Origin of the sequence: Paraburkholderia acidisoli, assembly GCF_009789675.1 — a bacterium.
In the GTDB taxonomy this organism is placed as follows: domain Bacteria; phylum Pseudomonadota; class Gammaproteobacteria; order Burkholderiales; family Burkholderiaceae; genus Paraburkholderia; species Paraburkholderia acidisoli.
The window spans coordinates 44752-62443 of record NZ_CP046915.1 but is presented as its reverse complement, the minus strand read 5'-3'; the positions used below and the strand labels follow the sequence as shown (position 1 = coordinate 62443).

The 17692-nt window shown below is 69.4% G+C and carries 17 protein-coding genes; 16 read left to right on the top strand and 1 reads right to left on the bottom strand.

The features are described from left to right. Nucleotide 1: 1 nt before the first annotated feature. Genes FAZ98_RS22530 through FAZ98_RS22460 form a run of 15 tightly spaced genes read left to right on the top strand, consistent with a single transcriptional unit; the run spans nucleotide 2 to nucleotide 15469 of the window. The gene (locus FAZ98_RS22530) at nucleotides 2–253 is read left to right on the top strand and encodes an acyl carrier protein (protein WP_158954229.1); all 252 of its coding nucleotides are present in this window, start codon (nucleotides 2–4) and stop codon (nucleotides 251–253) included. A gap of 8 nt (nucleotides 254–261) precedes the next feature. Beyond that, complete coding sequence (locus FAZ98_RS22525; RefSeq protein ID WP_199272431.1) at nucleotides 262–930, top strand: COG4648 family protein; 669 nt, start codon at nucleotides 262–264, stop codon at nucleotides 928–930. Continuing rightward, nucleotides 927–2681, top strand: coding sequence for an AMP-binding protein (locus FAZ98_RS22520; RefSeq protein WP_158954227.1), 1755 nt, complete (start codon nucleotides 927–929; stop codon nucleotides 2679–2681). Before FAZ98_RS22525 ends, FAZ98_RS22520 begins: the two co-directional genes overlap by 4 nt. Further along, entirely contained in the window at nucleotides 2678–4405 is a 1728-nt protein-coding gene (locus FAZ98_RS22515) for a glycosyltransferase family 2 protein (protein WP_158954225.1), read from the top strand. The genes FAZ98_RS22520 and FAZ98_RS22515 overlap by 4 nt, the downstream gene beginning before the upstream one ends. Continuing rightward, the gene (locus FAZ98_RS22510; protein ID WP_158954223.1) at nucleotides 4392–5963 is read left to right on the top strand and encodes an HAL/PAL/TAL family ammonia-lyase; all 1572 of its coding nucleotides are present in this window, start codon (nucleotides 4392–4394) and stop codon (nucleotides 5961–5963) included. The genes FAZ98_RS22515 and FAZ98_RS22510 overlap by 14 nt, the downstream gene beginning before the upstream one ends. Continuing rightward, nucleotides 5960–6424 carry an acyl-CoA thioesterase gene (locus FAZ98_RS22505; RefSeq protein WP_158954221.1) on the top strand — a complete coding sequence of 155 codons (465 nt, stop codon included), beginning with the start codon at nucleotides 5960–5962 and terminating at the stop codon, nucleotides 6422–6424. The genes FAZ98_RS22510 and FAZ98_RS22505 overlap by 4 nt, the downstream gene beginning before the upstream one ends. Continuing rightward, complete coding sequence (locus tag FAZ98_RS22500) at nucleotides 6412–7164, top strand: LolA family protein (RefSeq protein WP_158954219.1); 753 nt, start codon at nucleotides 6412–6414, stop codon at nucleotides 7162–7164. Before FAZ98_RS22505 ends, FAZ98_RS22500 begins: the two co-directional genes overlap by 13 nt. After that, nucleotides 7161–9593, top strand: coding sequence for an MMPL family transporter (locus tag FAZ98_RS22495; RefSeq protein ID WP_233272879.1), 2433 nt, complete (start codon nucleotides 7161–7163; stop codon nucleotides 9591–9593). The genes FAZ98_RS22500 and FAZ98_RS22495 overlap by 4 nt, the downstream gene beginning before the upstream one ends. Further along, nucleotides 9593–10771, top strand: coding sequence for a beta-ketoacyl-ACP synthase (locus FAZ98_RS22490; RefSeq protein WP_158954217.1), 1179 nt, complete (start codon nucleotides 9593–9595; stop codon nucleotides 10769–10771). The genes FAZ98_RS22495 and FAZ98_RS22490 overlap by 1 nt, the downstream gene beginning before the upstream one ends. Next, complete coding sequence (locus tag FAZ98_RS22485) at nucleotides 10771–11283, top strand: hotdog family protein (protein WP_158954215.1); 513 nt, start codon at nucleotides 10771–10773, stop codon at nucleotides 11281–11283. Before FAZ98_RS22490 ends, FAZ98_RS22485 begins: the two co-directional genes overlap by 1 nt. Next, the gene (locus FAZ98_RS22480; protein WP_158954213.1) at nucleotides 11280–12005 is read left to right on the top strand and encodes a 3-ketoacyl-ACP reductase FabG2; all 726 of its coding nucleotides are present in this window, start codon (nucleotides 11280–11282) and stop codon (nucleotides 12003–12005) included. The genes FAZ98_RS22485 and FAZ98_RS22480 overlap by 4 nt, the downstream gene beginning before the upstream one ends. Further along, nucleotides 12005–13231, top strand: coding sequence for a beta-ketoacyl-ACP synthase (locus FAZ98_RS22475; protein ID WP_158954211.1), 1227 nt, complete (start codon nucleotides 12005–12007; stop codon nucleotides 13229–13231). Before FAZ98_RS22480 ends, FAZ98_RS22475 begins: the two co-directional genes overlap by 1 nt. Continuing rightward, nucleotides 13228–14478, top strand: coding sequence for a beta-ketoacyl synthase N-terminal-like domain-containing protein (locus FAZ98_RS22470; protein ID WP_158954209.1), 1251 nt, complete (start codon nucleotides 13228–13230; stop codon nucleotides 14476–14478). The genes FAZ98_RS22475 and FAZ98_RS22470 overlap by 4 nt, the downstream gene beginning before the upstream one ends. After that, the gene (locus FAZ98_RS22465) at nucleotides 14478–15032 is read left to right on the top strand and encodes a signal peptidase (protein ID WP_158954207.1); all 555 of its coding nucleotides are present in this window, start codon (nucleotides 14478–14480) and stop codon (nucleotides 15030–15032) included. The genes FAZ98_RS22470 and FAZ98_RS22465 overlap by 1 nt, the downstream gene beginning before the upstream one ends. Beyond that, nucleotides 15029–15469, top strand: a complete 441-nt coding sequence (locus FAZ98_RS22460) for an excinuclease ABC subunit A (protein ID WP_158954205.1) — start codon at nucleotides 15029–15031, stop codon at nucleotides 15467–15469. The genes FAZ98_RS22465 and FAZ98_RS22460 overlap by 4 nt, the downstream gene beginning before the upstream one ends. 81 nt (nucleotides 15470–15550) lie before the next feature. Here the strand turns inward: FAZ98_RS22460 and FAZ98_RS22455 are convergent, their stop codons facing one another. Next, entirely contained in the window at nucleotides 15551–16288 is a 738-nt protein-coding gene (locus tag FAZ98_RS22455; protein ID WP_158954203.1) for a class I SAM-dependent methyltransferase, read from the bottom strand. 145 nt (nucleotides 16289–16433) lie between these two features. Between FAZ98_RS22455 and FAZ98_RS22450 the strand changes: the two genes are divergently transcribed. Then, nucleotides 16434–17687, top strand: a complete 1254-nt coding sequence (locus FAZ98_RS22450) for an NAD(P)/FAD-dependent oxidoreductase (RefSeq protein ID WP_199272430.1) — start codon at nucleotides 16434–16436, stop codon at nucleotides 17685–17687. Nucleotides 17688–17692: the final 5 nt, after the last annotated feature.

The window sequence follows — 17692 nt, the reverse complement described above, 5'->3', positions numbered from 1 at the left end:
CATGAACCAGGCAGAAATTCTCGAGCGTATTCGCGAGATCTTCCAGGAGAACTTCGAGATCGAACCGTCGCGCGTCACACCCGAGGCGCATCTGTTCGAGGAACTGGATCTCGACAGCATCGACGCGGTCGACCTCGCCATCAAGCTCCAGGAGCTCACCGGCCGCCGCATCAAGCCCGAAGAGTTCAAGTCGGTGCGCACGGTGGGCGACGTGATCGCCGCCGTCGAGTCGCTGCTCGCGCCGCAGGCTTGAGTCCGTTCGTGACGGCCGGTTCCGGGCGCGAAGCAACGGCGCCGGCGGCGAATGTCGACGCCGCCGCCAACGCGTGCGTGCGCAACAAGGCGCGCCGCTGGCTTGGCGTGTTCGCGAACCTCGCGTATCCGGTGGTCATTCTCGGCGCGTGGCGCTGGCATTCGCCGCGCTTTGTCGGCCTGATGCTGCTCGCGCTGCTCTGGACCCAACGCGTGGCGGGCACGGGCGCGCTGGCGGCCTCGTTGCGCAAGCTGTCGAAGGTGGACTGGGCGGTCGCGCTCACACTCAGCGCCACGTCGTTCGCCATCGTGCTCACCAACAGCGCGACGCTCATGCGGCTCTATCCGTCGCTCGTGAATGTCGGGCTGCTCGTGGCGTTCGGTTCGACCTTGCGGCACGGCCCGTCGATGATCGAGAAATTCGCGCGGCTGACCTACGTCGATCCGCCCGCGCATGTCGTGCGCTACACGCGGCGCGTCACGCAGTGCTGGTGCGGCTTCTTCGCGCTGAACGGCGTGTTTTCCGCGTGGACGGCGCTGCGCTGGCACGACGAGGCGTGGTCGCTCTATAACGGCGCGATCGCCTATGTCGTGATTGGTGCGCTGATCGCCGGCGAATTCGTCTGGCGCCGCTGGGTCGTGCTGCCGCGTGCCGCCGCGCGCGGGGAGGCGGCATGATCGCGCTGCACGCCTTGCTCGTGACGCCGTGCGATGGCGGCCGCCCGGTATGTTTCGACGATCACCACGTGGTCGATTTCGCGACCTTTCGCGCGCACGCGCTCGGCGTGGCCGCCCGCATGCAGGGGCAGCCGGGCCGGCGCGTCGTTTTGTGGAGCGACGATCCCTACCGGTTCGCCTGCGGTTTGTTCGGGCTGCTGGCGGCGGGCAAGGTGCCGCTGATTCCGGCTAGTGCCGCGCCGGGCACGCTCGCCGAATTGCGCGACATCAGCGACGCGATGCTGGACGACCGCCTGCTCGCGCCCCGGTGCGCCGAGACTTCGGCCACGCGCGACGCTACGCACTCCGGCCTCATCGACGCGAATGCCGCGCTCACGTTGTTCACCTCGGGCAGCAGCGGCGCGCCGAAAGCCGTGCCCAAGACGCTCGCGCAATTCGACGCCGAAGTGCGCACGCTCGAAGCCGCATGGGGCGCGCTGGCCAGCGAGGCCGTCGTGCTCGCGAGCGTGCCGCATCACCACATCTACGGCTTGCTGTTTCGCGTTTTCTGGCCGCTCGCGGCGGGGCGCGCATTCGACCGCGCCACCTGTGTCGAGCCCGCGCAGTTGCAGGCGCGCATCGCAGGTATTGCGGGTATCGAGCGGCGCGGCGCGAGCGTCGTGGTGTCGACGCCCGCGCAACTTTCCCGCTGGCCGGATCTTCCCGGCTTCGCCACGCTCGCGCCGCGCCCGCGCGCGTTCTTCTCCTCGGGCGGCCCGTTGCCGGGCGAGACGGCGCAGCGCTATGCGGCCGCGCTGGGCGCCGCGCCGCTCGAAATCTACGGCAGCACGGAAACAGGCGGCATTGCCTGGCGCCGCCAGAGCGAAGGGGACGCGTGGACGCCATTGCCCGGCGTCGCGGTGCGCGCGGGCGAGATTGCCGATACGGTCGATACGCCCGAAGCGCCCTCGGCAGGCGGGCTCGAAGTGCGTTCCCCGCACCTCGTTCACGCGGACTGGCATCGCACCGACGATCAAGTCGAATTCGACGCGCAAGGCCGCTTCCGCCTGCGTGGCCGGCTCGATCGCGTGGTCAAGCTCGACGGCAAACGCATCTCGCTCGGCGAGATGGAAAGCCGGCTGCTGCTGCATCCCGGCGTGGCCGAAGTGCGCACCGTGCCGCTCGGCCGCGAGCGCGCGGGCGCGCGCGAACGCATCGGCGCACTCGTGGTGTTGTCGGCAGCGGGCCGCGAAGCGTTGCGCCGCGACGGCCGCGTCGTGCTGCTGAAGGCGTTGCGCCGCCATCTCGCGAACTGGTTCGACGCGGTCGTGCTGCCGCGTCACTGGCGCATCCTGCGCGCGCTGCCCGTGGATGCGCGCGGCAAGGTGCCGGCGCAAGCGGTGGCGCGCGCTTTCATGGCGCGCGAAGAAGGCTTCGAATTGCTGGCCGAGTGGGACGAGGCGAACGGGCGCGCGTTCGAATTGCGGGTGCCGCCTGCGCTCGCGCATTTCGCGGGGCACTTTCCCGGTTTGCCGATCTTGCCCGGCGTGGTGCAGGTCGACTGGGCGATGCGTCTCGCGGGCGAATGGCTGCCGCATGCGCGTGTGCTCGCCTCGGTGGAGCAATTGAAGTTTCTCGCGCCGGTGCCGCCGGGCGCGCTGCTCGGGCTCGCGCTCACGCACGACGCGGCGCGCCGCCGCGTGACGTTCGCGTGGCGGCTGGGCGCGCGCGACTGCGCCTCGGGCGTGTTCGTGTACCGGGAGGCCGCGTGAGTCTCGCCGCCTGCATCGTCGTGCCGATTTACAACCACAAGGACGCGATTGGCGGCACCGTGGCGAATCTCGTCGTGCACGGCTTGCCGCTCATCGTCGTGGACGACGGCAGCGACGCGGCCACCCAGCAGGTGCTCGCGCAACTCGCGCGGCGTTACGCGGGCCAACTCACGCTGCTGCGCCGGCCCGAAAACGGCGGCAAGGGCGCGGCCGTGATGGCGGGGCTGCGCGCGGCGCGCGACGCGGGCTACACGCACGCCTTGCAGATCGACGCGGACGGTCAGCACGACGCCGCCGACGTGCCGCGCTTCCTGCACGCCGCGCAAGCGAACCCGCGGGCGGTCGTGATCGGCCGGCCCATTTACGACGAGAGCGTGCCGAAGGCGCGTCTCTACGGCCGCTATCTGACGCACGTCTGGGTCTGGATCGAAACGCTCTCGTTCACGATTCGCGATTCGATGTGCGGGTTCCGGCTGTACCCGCTCGATCTCGCCTGTGCGCTGATCGACCGCGTGAAGCTGCCCGAACGCATGGATTTCGACATCGAGATCCTCGTGCGTCTGCATTGGCGCCGCGTCGAGTTCGTGTCGATCCCGACGGCCGTCACCTATGCCGCCGGAGGCGTGTCGCATTTCGACGTGCTGTGGGACAACGTGCGCATCAGCCGCAGTCATACGCGGCTCGTGGCGGGCATGCTGGCGCGCTTGCCGCTGCTGCTCGCGCACAAGCTGCTGCCGCGCGCACGGGCGCACGGCGGCGCGCCCTGGTGGCGCACGGCGGAGCGGGGCAGCCGCCTCGGCATGCAGTTGCTCGCACTGAGTTGCCGTGTGTTCGGGCGGCGTTTCACGGCGCTCTGGCTGCACCCGATCGTCGCGTACTTCCTGCTCACGGGGCGGCCCGCGCGCGAGGCGTCGCGGCGTTATTTCGAGCGCTTGCGGCAGGCGGCGCCCGAGCCGCGCACGCCGCGCCCCGGCTGGCTCACCGCGTATCGCCATATGCTGGCGTTCGCGCAATCGGGTTTCGACAAACTCGCCGCCTGGTCCGGCCGTGTCGAGCCGTCCGACGTGTGTATCGACGACGCCACGGCCTTCGACGCGCTGGTCGCGAGCGGCCGCGGCGCGCTCGTGATCGGTTCGCATCACGGCAATCTGGAAATGGCGCGCGCGCTCGCCGTGCGCGGCGCGCACACCAAGGTCACGGCCATCGTCTACACCGGGCACGCGAAGCGCTTCAACAGCGTGCTGGCGGGCGCGCACCGCGACTTCGCGCAGCATTTGATGGAAGTGAGCGACTTCGGCCCGCAAACGGCGCTGATGATGCAGGAGCGCATCGAGCGCGGCGAATTGCTCGTGATCGTCGGCGACCGCACGCCCGCGAGCGAAAGCGGGCGCACGACCGAGGCGCGTTTCCTCGGCGCGACCGCCGCGTTCGCGCAAGGTCCGTACGTGCTGGCGCATGCGCTCGCGTGTCCCGTTTATCTGCTGTTCTGCCTGAAGGAGCGCGGCGGCTACCGGCTGTATTTCGAACCGTTCGCCGAGCGCATCGAGTTGCCGCGGCGCGCGCGCGCCGAGCATATCGCGGCGTGGGCGCAGCGCTTCGCGGCGCGTCTCGAACACTATTGCCGCAAGGCGCCTTACCAATGGTTCAACTTCTACGACTTCTGGGCGCGTCCCAATGGAAATCCCAGCGGAAACCCCAGCGGGAGCGCCCATGGCCGAACGTGATCTGAGCGATGTCGATGCGCGCGAGGTCGTGATCGGCGGCCGCCGCCTGAGTATCGAGGACGTGGTGGCCGTGGCGCGTCACGGCGCGGCCGTGCGTTTGAGCGACGACGCGGCGTGGCGCGCGCGCATCGAACGCGGCGCGGCGTTTTTGCGCCGTCATCTGGCGGCGGGCGCAACCGTGTACGGCGTCAACACCGGTTATGGCGACGCGTGCGTGGTGGATGTGCCGATGGCGCTCGTCGAAGCGTTGCCGTTGCAGCTCACGCGCTATCACGGCTGCGGTCTGGGCGAGTATCTCGACGATGCCGCGGCGCTCGCCGTGATCGCCGCGCGCCTGAATTCGCTCGCGTACGGCATGTCGGGTGTGCGGCTCGTGCTGCTGGAGCGGCTCGCCGACCTCGTCAACCATCGCGTGCTGCCGCGCATTCCGGCCGAGGGCTCGGTGGGCGCCAGCGGCGATCTCACGCCGCTTTCCTACGTCGCGGCGGCGCTCGCGGGCGAACGCGACGTGCAGTTTCGCGGCGCGGCCTGCACGGCGCGCGAGGCGTGGCGCGCACTCGGCCGCGAACCGCTCGTGCTCGCGCCCAAGGAAGGCCTCGCGCTCATGAACGGCACGGCGGTGATGACGGGGCTCGCGTGCCTCGCATTCGCCCGCGCGGCGCAGCTCGCGCGACTGGCCGCCCGCCTGACCGCGCTCGCCACCGTGGCGCTCGACGGCCGCGCCGCGCATTTCGACGCCTTGATCTTCGAAGCCAAGCCGCACGCCGGACAGGGCGAAGCCGCCGCGTGGATTCGCGCCGACCTCGCCGGGCGTCCGGACACGCCCGGCCACCGCTTGCAGGACCGCTATTCGATTCGCTGCGCGCCGCATGTGATCGGCGTGCTCGGCGACGCGCTCGCGTGGATGCGCCGCGATATCGAAAACGAGCTGAACAGCGCGAACGACAACCCGCTGATCGACCCCGACGGCGAGCGCGTGCTGCACGGCGGCAACTTCTATGGCGGCCATATCGCGTTTGCGATGGACGGCCTGAAGACCGCCGTCGCGAACCTCGCCGATCTGATGGACCGTCAGATGGCCTTGCTCGTCGACGATAAATTCAGCAACGGCCTGCCGCGCAATCTCACCGGCGTGCGTGGCGAGCGCGCGGCGATCAATCACGGTTTCAAGGCCGTGCAGATTTCGTCGTCGGCGTGGACGGCGGAGGCGCTCAAGCACACCCTGCCCGCCAGCGTATTCTCGCGCTCCACGGAGGCGCACAACCAGGACAAGGTGAGCATGGGGACGATCGCGGCGCGTGATTGCCTGCGCGTGCTGCAACTGACCGAGCAGGTCGCGGCGGCGCATGCGCTCGCGTGCGTGCAGGCCGCGCGTTTGCGCGTGCGAATGACGCAGACGACCGTGCTGCCCGCGCCGCTGGCGAGCCTGATGGCGGAGGTGGCCGCCACCTCGCCGTTCGTCGACGAAGACCGCGCGCTCGAAGCGGAGTTGCGCGCGATGACGGCCCGCATCGCCGCCGGCGATTTCATCGGGCGCCACGCGGGAGACGGGCAATGAGCGGCGCACGCATGCCAGCTGCCGTGTTGAGCGCGAGTGCACGGGTCGAAGTGCCGTTCCACGACGTGGACGCCATGAACGTCTGCTGGCACGGCCATTACCTGAAGTATTTCGAATTCGGCCGCGCGGCGCTGCTGCGCAAATTCGATTACGACTATCGCGAGATGCAGGCGTCGGGCTATCTCTGGCCGGTGGTGGAGGCGCATCTGAAATATGTGCGTTCCGCCGTCTACGGCCAGCAGCTGGAGGTGTGCGCGCATCTGCTCGAATTCGAAAATCGCCTGAAGATCGGCTATGAAATCGTCGATGTCGCGTCGCGCACGCGACTCACCAAGGGCTACACGATCCAGGTCGCGGTGCACGCGGGCACGCAGGAACTCCAGTTCGTTTCGCCGCCCATCGTGATCGACAACATCGAGCGCGCTCGCGCGCGCGACGGGGAGCGCGCATGCGCAAGTTGAAACGAGTCGCCTCGAAGCTGGCGACGGTGCCTGTCGTGGTTCCCGCGCGGGTCCCGGCGTTGATTCCCGCTCTGGTCCCGACGTTGATTCCCGCGTTGGTCCTCTCGCTGGTGCTTGCCGCCCATTCGCCCGCCGTGGCCGCCGCAGCGCCCGCGCCGACGAACGCCGCCACCGCGAGCGACGCCGCGCTGGTCTCGCAGATCGCCGCGCATCTCGGTCGCGCGCAGGGCGTGCGCGCCCGCTTCACGCAAACGCAAACGCTCGCCGCGATGAAGGCGCCGCTCGTGAGCACTGGCGCGCTGCTGTTCTACCGCGAGCGCGGCGTGATCTGGCAGATCGACACGCCGTACCGGAAGACGTGGGTGATGAGCGACAGCGGCATCGTCACCGTCGACGCGCAGGGCCATCGTGTGGCGAACGGCTCGGCGCAAGGCGCGCGCGGCGCCGCCGAGATAGCGAAGACGATGCGCGCGATGCTCGGTGGCGACCTGAGCGCGCTCTACTCGCAATTCGAGGTCGAGGCGAGCGGCACGCCTTCACAGTGGCAGCTGCATCTCACGCCGCGCCAGCCGCAGATCGCGCAGTCGCTGCGCACGATCGAGATGACGGGCGGCGACTTTCTGCGCAGCCTGCGCATCACGTTCGCGAACGGCGACACCACGCAATACGAGTTCAGCGGCAGCGCGGCCGTGACGGCGCTCACGCCCGCCGACCAGTCGCTCTTCGGAACGGCGCAGTGACGACGCCCGATCTGCGGTTCGCGAGCGTGGCGTGGCGTCAATGGACGCTGCGCGCGGCATGGCTGCTGCTCGCGCTCGCCGCGGCGCTGTATTGCGCATGGCGCTTCGCCGGGCCCACGCCGCTGCAGACGAATCTGCTCGCGCTGTTGCCGCCGACCGAGGCCGACCCGGTGGCGGAAGAGGCCGTCGATCAACTCGCGCGCGTGCTCGGCAATCGCGCGGTGCTGCTCGTGTCGAGCCGCGACGCGGCGCACGCGAAGGCGGCCGCCCGGCAGTTGGGCGACACGTTGACCGCGAGCCGCGCCTTCGCTTCGGTGACCGCGCGCTTGCCGCCGTTCGATCCCGGCAGGATCACGCGCTTCTATCTGCCATACCGCTTCCACCTGCTGACGGCGCGCGATCGCGCGACGCTCGCGGGCAGCGCGAACGACCCCACGGCGTTGCACGACGCGCTCGCCGAACGGCTTTACGGGCTGCCGAACGCGGGCCTCGCCACCTCGCTCGCCGAGGATCCGTTCGGCTGGCTCCAGCACTGGCTCGGTGCGCTGCCGCTGGCCGCGTCGAATCTCGGTATCGAAGACGACTTGCTGGTGGCGCATCGCGGCGCCATCACGAGCGTGCTCGTGGTCGGCACGCTGCCCGGCTCGGCGTACGAGTCGGACGTCCAGCGCGGCGTGCTGCGCGCGCTCGCGCACGGCGAGGCGGCGCTCCATGCGGCATGGCCGGACGTGAGCGTGGCGCGCACGGGCGCCGTGTTCTACGCCGAAGCCGCGCGCCGCGCCTCGGAGCGCGACGTGCATCGCATCGGCGTGGTGTCGGCGGTGGGTATCTCGCTGCTCATGCTGTGGATCTTCCGTTCGCCGCGCCTGATCGTGTTCGGTTTGCTTTCGACGGCGCTCGGCATTCTGTGCGCGCTGGCCGCGACGCTGCTCGTGTTCGGCAAGCTCCATTTGCTCACATTGGTGTTCGGCGCGAGCCTGATTGGCGAAGCGGTCGACTATTCGATCCAGTATTTTGTGGTGTATCTCGGCGCGCGCGAGCGCTGGGCGCCGTGGCGCGGCGCGCGCGAGGTGCTGCCCGCGCTGGCCGTGGCGCTCGGCACGAGTCTGCTGGGTTACGCCATCCTGACCTTCGCGCCGTTTCCCGCGCTCAAGCAGATCGCCTGCTTCGCGATCGTCGGCATCTTCACGGCCTTTGCTTCGGTGCTCAGCCTGCTGCCGAGCCTCATGACGCGGCCCGCGCGCCGCAGCCCGCGCGGGCTGTTCGCGGTCGCGGCAACGTCGCTCGCCAAATGGCACGCGGTGATCGGGGGCCGGCGCGCATGGGGCGTCGGGCTGGCGCTCGTGATCGTCGCCGTGCCGGGCTGGCTGCAACTGCGCAGCGACGACGACATCCATCTGCTGATCCAGCGCGATCCTTCGCTGGTGGCGCAGGAACGCGCGGTGAGTGCCGCCGTGGGCGCCGACAACAGCGCGCAGTTCTTCGTGGTGCGCGGCGCGACGCCGGAAGACGTGCTGGAGCGCGCCGAAGCGCTGGGGGCGCGACTCGGCGCGCTGCAAGGCGAGGCGGCGCTGAGCGGCTGGCAGTCGGTCACGTCGTTCGTGCCCTCGGTGCGGCAGCAGCAAGCCGACCACGCGCTGCTGGCCGCGCGCGTGTTCGCTGATCCCGCGCGACTGCGCGCGCTGCTCGGCGAAGCCGGCTTTCGCGACGACGTCGCGCAGGCGTGGCCCGCCGCCTGGGCGCAATCGGGCGCGGCCGTGCTGCACGTCGACGACTGGCTGCGCGAGCCGTGGTCGCAGCCGTTCCGCCATTTGTGGCTCGGCCGCTCGTCGAGCACGCCGGGCGCGTTCGCGGCGGTGGTGTTGCCGCAAGGCGTGTCGAGCGCCAACGAAGCGGCGCTGGCCGCGCTCGCGAGAACGCTGCCCGGCGTGAGTTTCGTCGACAAGGCGGCGAGCGTGTCGCGGCTGTTCGGCGCTTACCGGCAAGACGGCGCGATCTGGCTCGCCGGTGCGCTCGCGCTCGTGCTGGCGCTGCTGATGCTGCGCTACGGCTGGCGCGCGGCGTTCGCGGTCGCGCTGCCCGTGTGTCTCGCGATCGGCGTGACGCTCGCCGTGTTCGGCTATGCGCAGGTGCGCATCAATCTGTTCAATCTGCTCGCGCTGATGCTCGTGCTGGGCGTGGGCGCCAACTACGCGGTGTTCCTGCGCGAAGGCGCTCTGCGCGCCGCCGCCGATATCGGCGCGGTGTGGACGGGCGTGCTGCTTTCGGCGGCCACCACGCTGCTCTCGTTCGGCATGCTCGGCATGAGTTCGATGCCCGCGCTCAAGAGCTTCGGCGCGACGCTGTCGCTCGGCATCATGGTGGCGGTCCTGCTCGCGCCGATCGGCATGTCCGCGGGCATGTTGCCGGCGCAAGGGAGAAAGACGTAATGGCGCTTCCGGTTTATCTGCACGCGCTGGGTATGGTCAACGCGCTGGGCGCGGGCGTGGCGGCGATCGCCGAGGCGCTCGCGCGCGGCGAAACGCCCGGCATGGGGCCGATTGCGACGCGGACCGGCACGGCCTTCGCCGGCAGCGTGACGACGCCGCTCGACCACGCGCCGCCCGCGCCGCTCGCGCACTACGACTGCCGCAACAACCGCCTGCTGCTTGCCGCGCTCGCGCAAATCCGGCCCGAGATCGACGCCGCGCGCGAGCGGTTCGGCGCGGAGCGCGTCGGCGTGGTGCTGGGCACGAGCACGTCGGGCATCGGCGCGGCGGAAGCGGCGTTCGCACCCCATGCGCGCGAGCCGGCGGGCGCGCGCTTCGATTACCGGCAGATGGAGATCGGCACGGCCGCGACGTTCGCCGCCGCCGCGCTCGAACTGCGCGGTCCCGCGTTCACGATTTCCACGGCGTGCACGTCGAGCGCCAAGGCGCTCGTTTCGGCGCGTCGCCTGCTGCGCGCGAAGCTGTGCGATGCCGTCGTCGTGGGCGGCGTCGATTCGCTGTGCGAGCTCACGTTGCAAGGCTTCGCATCGCTCGAGTCGACCAGCGCCGTGCGCACGAATCCGTTCAGTGCCAACCGGCGCGGCATCAACATCGGCGAAGGCGCGGCCGTGTTCCTGATGAGCCGCGAAACCGGGCCGGTGCGGCTCGCGGGCGCGGGCGAGTCCAGCGACGCGCATCACATCTCGGCGCCCGATCCCCAGGGCGTGGGCGCCGGGCTGGCCCTGCGCGCGGCGCTCGCGGACGCGGACGTGAGCGCCGCGGCGATCGGCTACGTGAATCTGCACGCCACCGCCACGCTCAAGAACGACCAGATGGAAGCGCACCTGATGGCGCGCGTGTTTCCCGAGGGCGTGGCCGCGAGCGGGACCAAGCCGCTCACCGGGCACCTGCTCGGCGCGGCCGGCGCGAGCGAAGCGGGGCTCGCGTGGCTCGCGCTCGCGCGCAACGAACTGGCGTTGCCGCGCCACTGGTGGGACGGCGAAGCGGACCCGTCGCTGCCGGCGCTCGATCTCATCGGCGACGTGCGCCATCTGCCGCGCGACCCGGCGCGCCGCTACGTGATGAGCAATTCGTTCGCCTTTGGCGGCAGCAATGTTTCCCTGATACTCGGGCACTGATGAATACCCTGAACCTGCCCGCGCCGGCGGTTGCCGAAGACCTCGCGCCAGACCGCGCGTTCGCGCCGATCGAAACGATCATTCCGCATCGAGGGACGATGAGGCTGCTCGACGCGGTGCTCGCCTGCGGCGACACGTCGCTCACGGCGCTCGCCACGGTACGCGCCGACGCGTGGTACGCCGACGCGCAGGGCGCGATGCCCGCGTGGATCGGCATCGAACTGATGGCGCAGGCGATCGCGGCCCACGTGGGCCTGCTCTCGATGCGCGAGGGCGCGCCCGCGCGGCCGGGCGTGCTGCTCGGGACACGCCGCTATACGGCGCTCGTCGCGGCGTTTGCGGGCGGCGCGCCGCTGCACGTCACCGTCGACGAATTGCTGCGCAGCGAGGAAGGTCACGGCGCTTACGGCTGCCGCATCGAGCAGGAGGGCGTGCCGTGCGCCGAGGCCACGATCAAGGTCTATCAGCCGCACGATTTCCAGAATTTCATCGAGGAGAGTTTCCGATCATGAGCCGGCGTGTTCTCGTCACCGGCGCGAGCCGCGGGATTGGCCGCGCGATCGCGTATCAGCTGGCGGCCAACGGCTTTGCCGTCACCGTGCATTGCCGCACTGGCCTCAACGAAGCGCAGGCCGTCACCGCGGGCATCGCGGCGCAGGGCGGCTCGGCGAGCGTGCTGCAGTTCGACGTGCGCGAGCGCGCCGCCTGCCGCGCGGCGCTCGAGGCGGACGTCGAAGCGCACGGCGCGTATTACGGCATCGTCTGCTGCGCGGGCGTGACGCGCGACGGCGCGTTTCCCGCGCTGACCGACGACGACTGGGACATCGTGCTGGAGACCGGGCTCGACGCGTTCTACAACGTCGTGCATCCGCTCGTCATGCCGATGGTGCGCGCGCGCAAGGGCGGCCGCATCGTCACGGTCGCTTCGGTGTCGGGCGTGACGGGCAATCGCGGTCAGGTGAACTACAGCGCGGCGAAGGCGGGCCTGATCGGCGCGACCAAGGCGCTCGCGGTGGAACTGGCCACGCGCAACATCACCGTGAACAGCGTGGCGCCGGGTTTGATCGACACCGGCATGCTCGACGAGGTGCCGCTCGAACACGCGCTCAAGGCCGTGCCGATGAACCGCGTGGGCCAACCCGCCGAAGTCGCGTCCGTGGTGGGCTTTCTGATGTCCGATGCGGCTTCGTACGTCACGCGCCAGGTCATTGGCGTCAACGGAGGGATGGTCTGATGAAGCGCGTGGTCGTGACAGGCATGGGCGGCGTGACCGCGCTCGGGGACCGTTGGGAGCAGGTCGGGGCCGCGCTCGCGGGCGGCGTCAACGCCGTGCGGCGCGTGCATGAATGGGACTACTTCGAGTCGCTGCATACGCGCCTCGCGTGTCCGCTGCCCGCGTTCGCGACGCCCGCGCATTATCCGCGCAAGAAAACGCGTTCGATGGGCCCGGTGTCGGTCTATGCGGTGCGGGCGAGCGAACTCGCGCTCGCCGACGCGGGCCTGCTCGACGACGCGTCCATCAAGGACGGCCGCATGGGCGTGGCCTACGGGTCGTCGTCGGGCTCGGTCGAGCCGATCCGCGGTTTCGGCAAGATGCTCGAGACCGGTTCGATGAGCGAGGTGACGTCCAACAGCTACGTGCAGATGATGCCGCACACCACGGCCGTGAACGTGAGCCTGTTCTGGGACCTGAAAGGCCGCATCGTGCCGACGTCGTGCGCGTGCGCCTCGGGCAGCCAGGCGATCGGTTACGCGTACGAGATGATCGCGCACGGCAAGCAGACGCTCATGCTCGCGGGCGGCGCCGAGGAGCTTTCAGGCCCGGCGGTGGCGGTGTTCGACATGCTCTATGCGACGAGCACGCGCAACGACGCGCCGCATCTCACGCCGCGCCCGTTCGACGCCGCGCGCGACGGGCTCGTGGTGGGCGAGGGCGCCGCGACGCTCGTGCTCGAGGAATACGAGCATGCGCGCGCGCGGGGCGCGACGCTGCACGCGGAGATCGTCGGCTTCGGCTGCAATTCGGACGGCGCGCACATCACGCAGCCCACGGCGGCGACGATGGCGGTCGCCATGCGTCAGGCGCTCGCCGACGCGCAACTCGCGCCCGAGGCCATCGCGTACGTGAATGCGCACGGCACCTCGACGGATCGCGGCGACGTCGCCGAAAGCCAGGCCACCGCGGAGACCTTCGGCGCGCGCATGCCGATCAGCTCGCTCAAGAGCTATATCGGCCATACGCTCGGCGCATGCGGCGCCATCGAGGCGTGGTGGACGATCGAGATGATGAAGCGCAACTGGTACGCGCCCACGCTCAATCTGAGCGAAGTCGATCCGGCCTGCGCGCCGCTCGACTACATCATGGGCGCGCCGCGCGAGATCGACGCCGACTACGTGATGAGCAACAACTTCGCGTTCGGCGGCGTGAACACGTCGCTCGTCTTCCGGCGCCTGCGGTGAGCGCGGGCACGGCGGTATCCGCGGGCGGCCTGCAACGCGTCGTGGTGACGGGCATGGGGATCGTTTCGTGTCTCGGCAATACGCTCGACGGCGTGGCGCAGCGCCTGCGCGAGGGGCGCGGCGGCATCACGCGGGTGGAGTCGTGGCGCGCGCGCGGCTTCGCGAGCCAGGTGGCGGCGGTCGCCTCGGTGGACGACGACGCGCCGTTCGGGCGCAAGGCCGAGCGCTTCATGGGCGACACCGCGCGCTTCGCGTGCCACGCGGCGCGCAGCGCTATCGCCGATGCCGGTCTCGACGCGCCAACGCTGCGCTCGCCGCGCGCGGGCGCGGTGGCGGGTTCCGGCGTCGGCGCGCTCGCGATGTACGACGCCGCGGTGCAGACCGCACGCGAGCGCGGCCTCGAACGCGTGCCGCCCTATGCGGTGCCGCAAACGATGAGCAGCACGGTCTCGGCGAGTCTCGCGCACGTGTTCGGGCTGGAGGGCGCGGCGTATTCGCCTTCGTCGGCGTGCACCACGTCCGCGCTGGCGATCGGCCAGGCCATGCAGTTGATCCAGACGGGCCGGCAGGACATCGTGCTCGCGGGCGGCAGCGAGGCGCTGCACGACAACACGGCACTGTTGTTCGACGCGATGGGCGCGCTGTCACGCGGCTTCAACGACACGCCGGAGCGTGCGTCGAGACCCTACGACGTACGCCGCGACGGTTTCGTGATCGGTTCCGGCGCGGGCATTCTCGTGCTCGAATCGCTTGCGCACGCGCAGGCCCGGCATGCACGTATCCACGCCGAACTGACGGGCTTCGGCCAGTGCACGGACGCCACGCAGATGGTCGCGCCGAGCGCGGGCGGCATGGCACGCGCGATGCGCGCGGCGTTGGCGGAAGCGGGCGCGCGCCCCGATTACGTCAATACGCACGCGCCTTCCACACCGGCCGGCGACAGCGAGGAACTGCTGGCGCTGCGGGCCGTGTTCGGCGCGGCGGTGCCGGCGTTTTCGTCGACGAAAGCGCTCAGCGGTCATTCGCTTGGCGCATGCGGGGCACAGGAAGCGATCTATACGTTGTTGATGATGCGCGACCGCCAGATGGCGGGCGCGGTGGGTATCGACGTGCTGGACGAACGCGCGGTTGGTTTGCCGCTCGTGCGCGAGACGCGCGAGGCGCGCATCGAGACGGCCATGTCGGTGTCGTTCGGGTTCGGCGGCAGTTGCGCCAGTCTGGTGTTTCGCGCGTGGAACGCGCGTTGATGTTTCAGGTGATCGTCATGAATAAAGAAAGGAATCCTATGAAAATGCGGGGAGTCGTACTGACTGGGGCGACTGTTTTGGGTCTGATGCTGGGAGGCTGCGCGAGCGGCAACGGTGTCACGCTGGAAACTGGCGCGCTCGATAACGGCGGGTCGGCCACCGCCGTCGTGTTGCCGGACGGAACGGGCGCAACGGCGGCTCCGGCCACGGAACCGGTGGTGGCGGTCTACTTCGGCGAGCGGCCGCACCCGGCCATCGCGCGCTATATCGGCCGCACGTCGCGCGCCGCACGCGTGGCGCGCAGGGGCAATGGCAGCGCGGTGCCGTGCGACCAGGCACTGGCGGCCGCGCTGCACGAAATGCGCATGGATGCCGTCGAACACGGCGCGAACGCTGTCATCAACGTGAATACGTATTTCCATACCATCGGCAATAACTCCGCAGCCGGGTACACCTGCAATCTGAGCGCCCGGACCGCGGTCGTCGACGTCAAGGGTGAACTGGTCGTGCTGCAAACCCCGTCAATCACCGACACCGGAGAGACAAAGCGATGAAAAAACTGTGGATGCTGGCCGCGCTGGGCGCGGCTTGCGCGGCCTCGCAGGCGTATGCGCGCGACACGATCCAGACTTACCCCGTGGAGCAGGCGCTCAAGAGCGAGCCGGGCAAGGTCAGCGACGACATTGCGCTGTATTTTGCGGGCCAGCCGCACCCGGGCGTGCAAAAAACGATCGGTCAGTTCGCCACCAACAAGAAGACCAACGCGTTCGGCAAGAGCGATCTGCGGGCCTGCCAGCACGTGTTTCTCTCGGCGGTGATCGAGTTGCAGGAGCGTGCGCGACGGGAAGGCGGCAACGCCGTCATCAACATCAAAAGCAACTACAAGAACGATCTGCGCGAGAGCGCCACCGAGTACACCTGCGGCGCGGGCGCGGTTGTCGCCGGCGTGGCGCTCGTGGGTGACGTGGTGACGCTCAAGCCGGGCAAGTGAAGAGGTTCGCCGGGGCTCGCCGCGCGCCGCGCCGCGGCCCTCGCGAAGGCGGGCGCTTCCGGGAAGCCGGAGCGGCGGCGACTAGCGGAGCGGCTTGACGGCCGCGACGTTGACGAGGGTTTCACGCCGCTTGCCAGGCTCGGGACGATGCAGACCGAGCCGTTCGAACAGGCCGAAGTCGGTGGCGCGGCTCCACCAGAGGTAAGGCAGCGAGACGTTGCGATCGGTGAAGCGGAAGCCGGCGGCGCGGAGCATGGCGAGATAGCCTTCGGCGCTCTTCTGCACCTGCATGGGGTGACGAAACAGCAGGCGAATGACCCACGAGCGGATGTAGGCCTCGGTGGACTCGGCGAATAGCAGGACGCCACCCGGTTTGAGGACGCGTTGGAACTCCGCGAGCGCGCGCTCCTGTTCGACCAGATGATGGAAGGTCTGGTGGCAGAACACGATATCGGCGCTGGCGGAGGGCAACGGCAGGTTGGCGCAGTCGCCGTGCAGCAGCGTGAATTCCGTTGCCCCGGAGCGCTGCTGGCATGCATGTGCGGCGCGTTGCGCCAGTTCGAGCGAGGCTTCGTGATAGTCCACGCCGGTGATGCTGCGCGGCGCGAACGCCTCGATGAGCAGGCGGAACGATTTGCCCTGACCGCAACCGACGTCGACGATAGCCGGGGCCTCGGGCAAGGGCGTGTCGATCAGACGCCTGAGATCCTCGATGGCGACGCGCAGCACGTGGTGCTCCCACGTATGGGTGCGCAAAAACCAGATGCCGAACGCTGTTTCCGGGACGAACGGTACGGGATGGGAACGGGATGCCGGCATGGTCTGACTCGATGCGAATGCGGTCGTGAACGTGAAATGAAATTGTAAAGGCAAGCGCGGTGCGCGTAATTTCAGATTGGCGAAATCCTGCGGCATCTGCCGCACGGGCCAGCACCGCAGAACGTGAACACAGGGAGAAGCAGACATGGATGGCGCAAAGACGGCGCGAACGATTCGGCGTGACAACGTGGACGTGACGATCATCGGCGCCGGACCCGCCGGTTCGGTGGCCGCCGCGCTGTTGCGTCAGGCGGGGCACTCGGTGCTCGTGCTGGAGCGGCAGCATTTCCCGCGCTTTTCGATCGGCGAAAGTCTGTTGCCGCAGAGCATGGCGTATCTCGAGGAAGCGGGCATGTTGCAGGCCGTGGTCGAGGCCGGCTTCCAGTACAAGAATGGCGCGCATTTCGTGTGGCGCGATCAGGTGTCGTCGTTCGATTTCCGCGACAAGCACTCGCCCGGCTGGGGCACGACATACCAGGTCGAGCGCGCGACGTTCGACGCGCTCCTGATCCGTTGCGCGGCCGATCAGGGCGCCGAGGTGCGCTTCGGTCATACCGTGCTCGCCATGCAGCCCGGCCCGGCGCCCGTGCTCGAAGTCGCCGACGAGCAGGCGGCGCGCTACGAAGTGGCGTCGCGTTTCGTGCTCGACGCCAGCGGCTTTGGCCGCGTGTTGCCGCGTCTGCTGGAACTGGAAGCGCCCACGGGCTTGCCGCCGCGCGCCGCGATCTTCAGCCACGTGCGCGATGGCCTCGCGCTCGACGCGTTCGATCGCGACAAGATTTGCATTGCGACGCATCCCGAGCGTCGCGACGTGTGGTTCTGGATGATTCCGCTGGCGGGCGGCCGGTCTTCGGTGGGGTGTGTTGCGCAAGCCGCGTTTTTCGATGGTCCCGAGGCGGAGCGCGAGGCACGTTTGCGCGCGCTGATCCGTGCGGAACCGACCTTGCACCGCTTGATCGGCGACGCGCCGTTCGTCATGCCGGTGCGGCAGATCAGCGGGTATGCGGCCAACGTCGCGCGGCTGCATGGGGCCGGTTACGCGCTGCTCGGCAACGCGGGCGAGTTTCTCGACCCCGTGTTTTCCTCGGGCGTGACCATCGCGTTGCGATCGGCGCACCTGGCGGCGGCCGTGCTCAAGCGCGAACTCGGCGGCGCCAAGGTCGACTGGCACGCCGAATACGACGCGCCGCTGCGCAGGGGTATCGACACGTTCCGCGCGTTCGTCGAGCGCTGGTACACGGGGGAATTGCAGGACATCATTTATTACCCGCGTCAAACACCGGCGATCCGGCGCATGATCAGTGCGGTACTGGCGGGCTACGCGTGGGACGAAAGCAATCCGTATGTCGCGGATCCGGTGCGCCGTTTGAACGTCCTGCACGAGATGTGCGTGACGTGACGATC

Excerpts from the sequence above, each read along its gene's own strand:
- FAZ98_RS22530 (WP_158954229.1), top strand. The coding sequence starts at position 2 with ATGAACCAGGCAGAAATTCTCGAGCGTATTCGCGAGATCTTCCAGGAG.
- FAZ98_RS22520 (WP_158954227.1), top strand. The coding sequence starts at position 927 with ATGATCGCGCTGCACGCCTTGCTCGTGACGCCGTGCGATGGCGGCCGC.
- FAZ98_RS22510 (WP_158954223.1), top strand. The coding sequence starts at position 4,392 with ATGGCCGAACGTGATCTGAGCGATGTCGATGCGCGCGAGGTCGTGATC.
- FAZ98_RS22505 (WP_158954221.1), top strand. The coding sequence starts at position 5,960 with ATGAGCGGCGCACGCATGCCAGCTGCCGTGTTGAGCGCGAGTGCACGG.
- FAZ98_RS22500 (WP_158954219.1), top strand. The coding sequence starts at position 6,412 with ATGCGCAAGTTGAAACGAGTCGCCTCGAAGCTGGCGACGGTGCCTGTC.
- FAZ98_RS22490 (WP_158954217.1), top strand. The coding sequence starts at position 9,593 with ATGGCGCTTCCGGTTTATCTGCACGCGCTGGGTATGGTCAACGCGCTG.
- FAZ98_RS22485 (WP_158954215.1), top strand. The coding sequence starts at position 10,771 with ATGAATACCCTGAACCTGCCCGCGCCGGCGGTTGCCGAAGACCTCGCG.
- FAZ98_RS22480 (WP_158954213.1), top strand. The coding sequence starts at position 11,280 with ATGAGCCGGCGTGTTCTCGTCACCGGCGCGAGCCGCGGGATTGGCCGC.
- FAZ98_RS22475 (WP_158954211.1), top strand. The coding sequence starts at position 12,005 with ATGAAGCGCGTGGTCGTGACAGGCATGGGCGGCGTGACCGCGCTCGGG.
- FAZ98_RS22465 (WP_158954207.1), top strand. The coding sequence starts at position 14,478 with ATGTTTCAGGTGATCGTCATGAATAAAGAAAGGAATCCTATGAAAATG.
- FAZ98_RS22460 (WP_158954205.1), top strand. The coding sequence starts at position 15,029 with ATGAAAAAACTGTGGATGCTGGCCGCGCTGGGCGCGGCTTGCGCGGCC.
- FAZ98_RS22455 (WP_158954203.1), bottom strand. The coding sequence starts at position 16,288 with ATGCCGGCATCCCGTTCCCATCCCGTACCGTTCGTCCCGGAAACAGCG.
- FAZ98_RS22450 (WP_199272430.1), top strand. The coding sequence starts at position 16,434 with ATGGATGGCGCAAAGACGGCGCGAACGATTCGGCGTGACAACGTGGAC.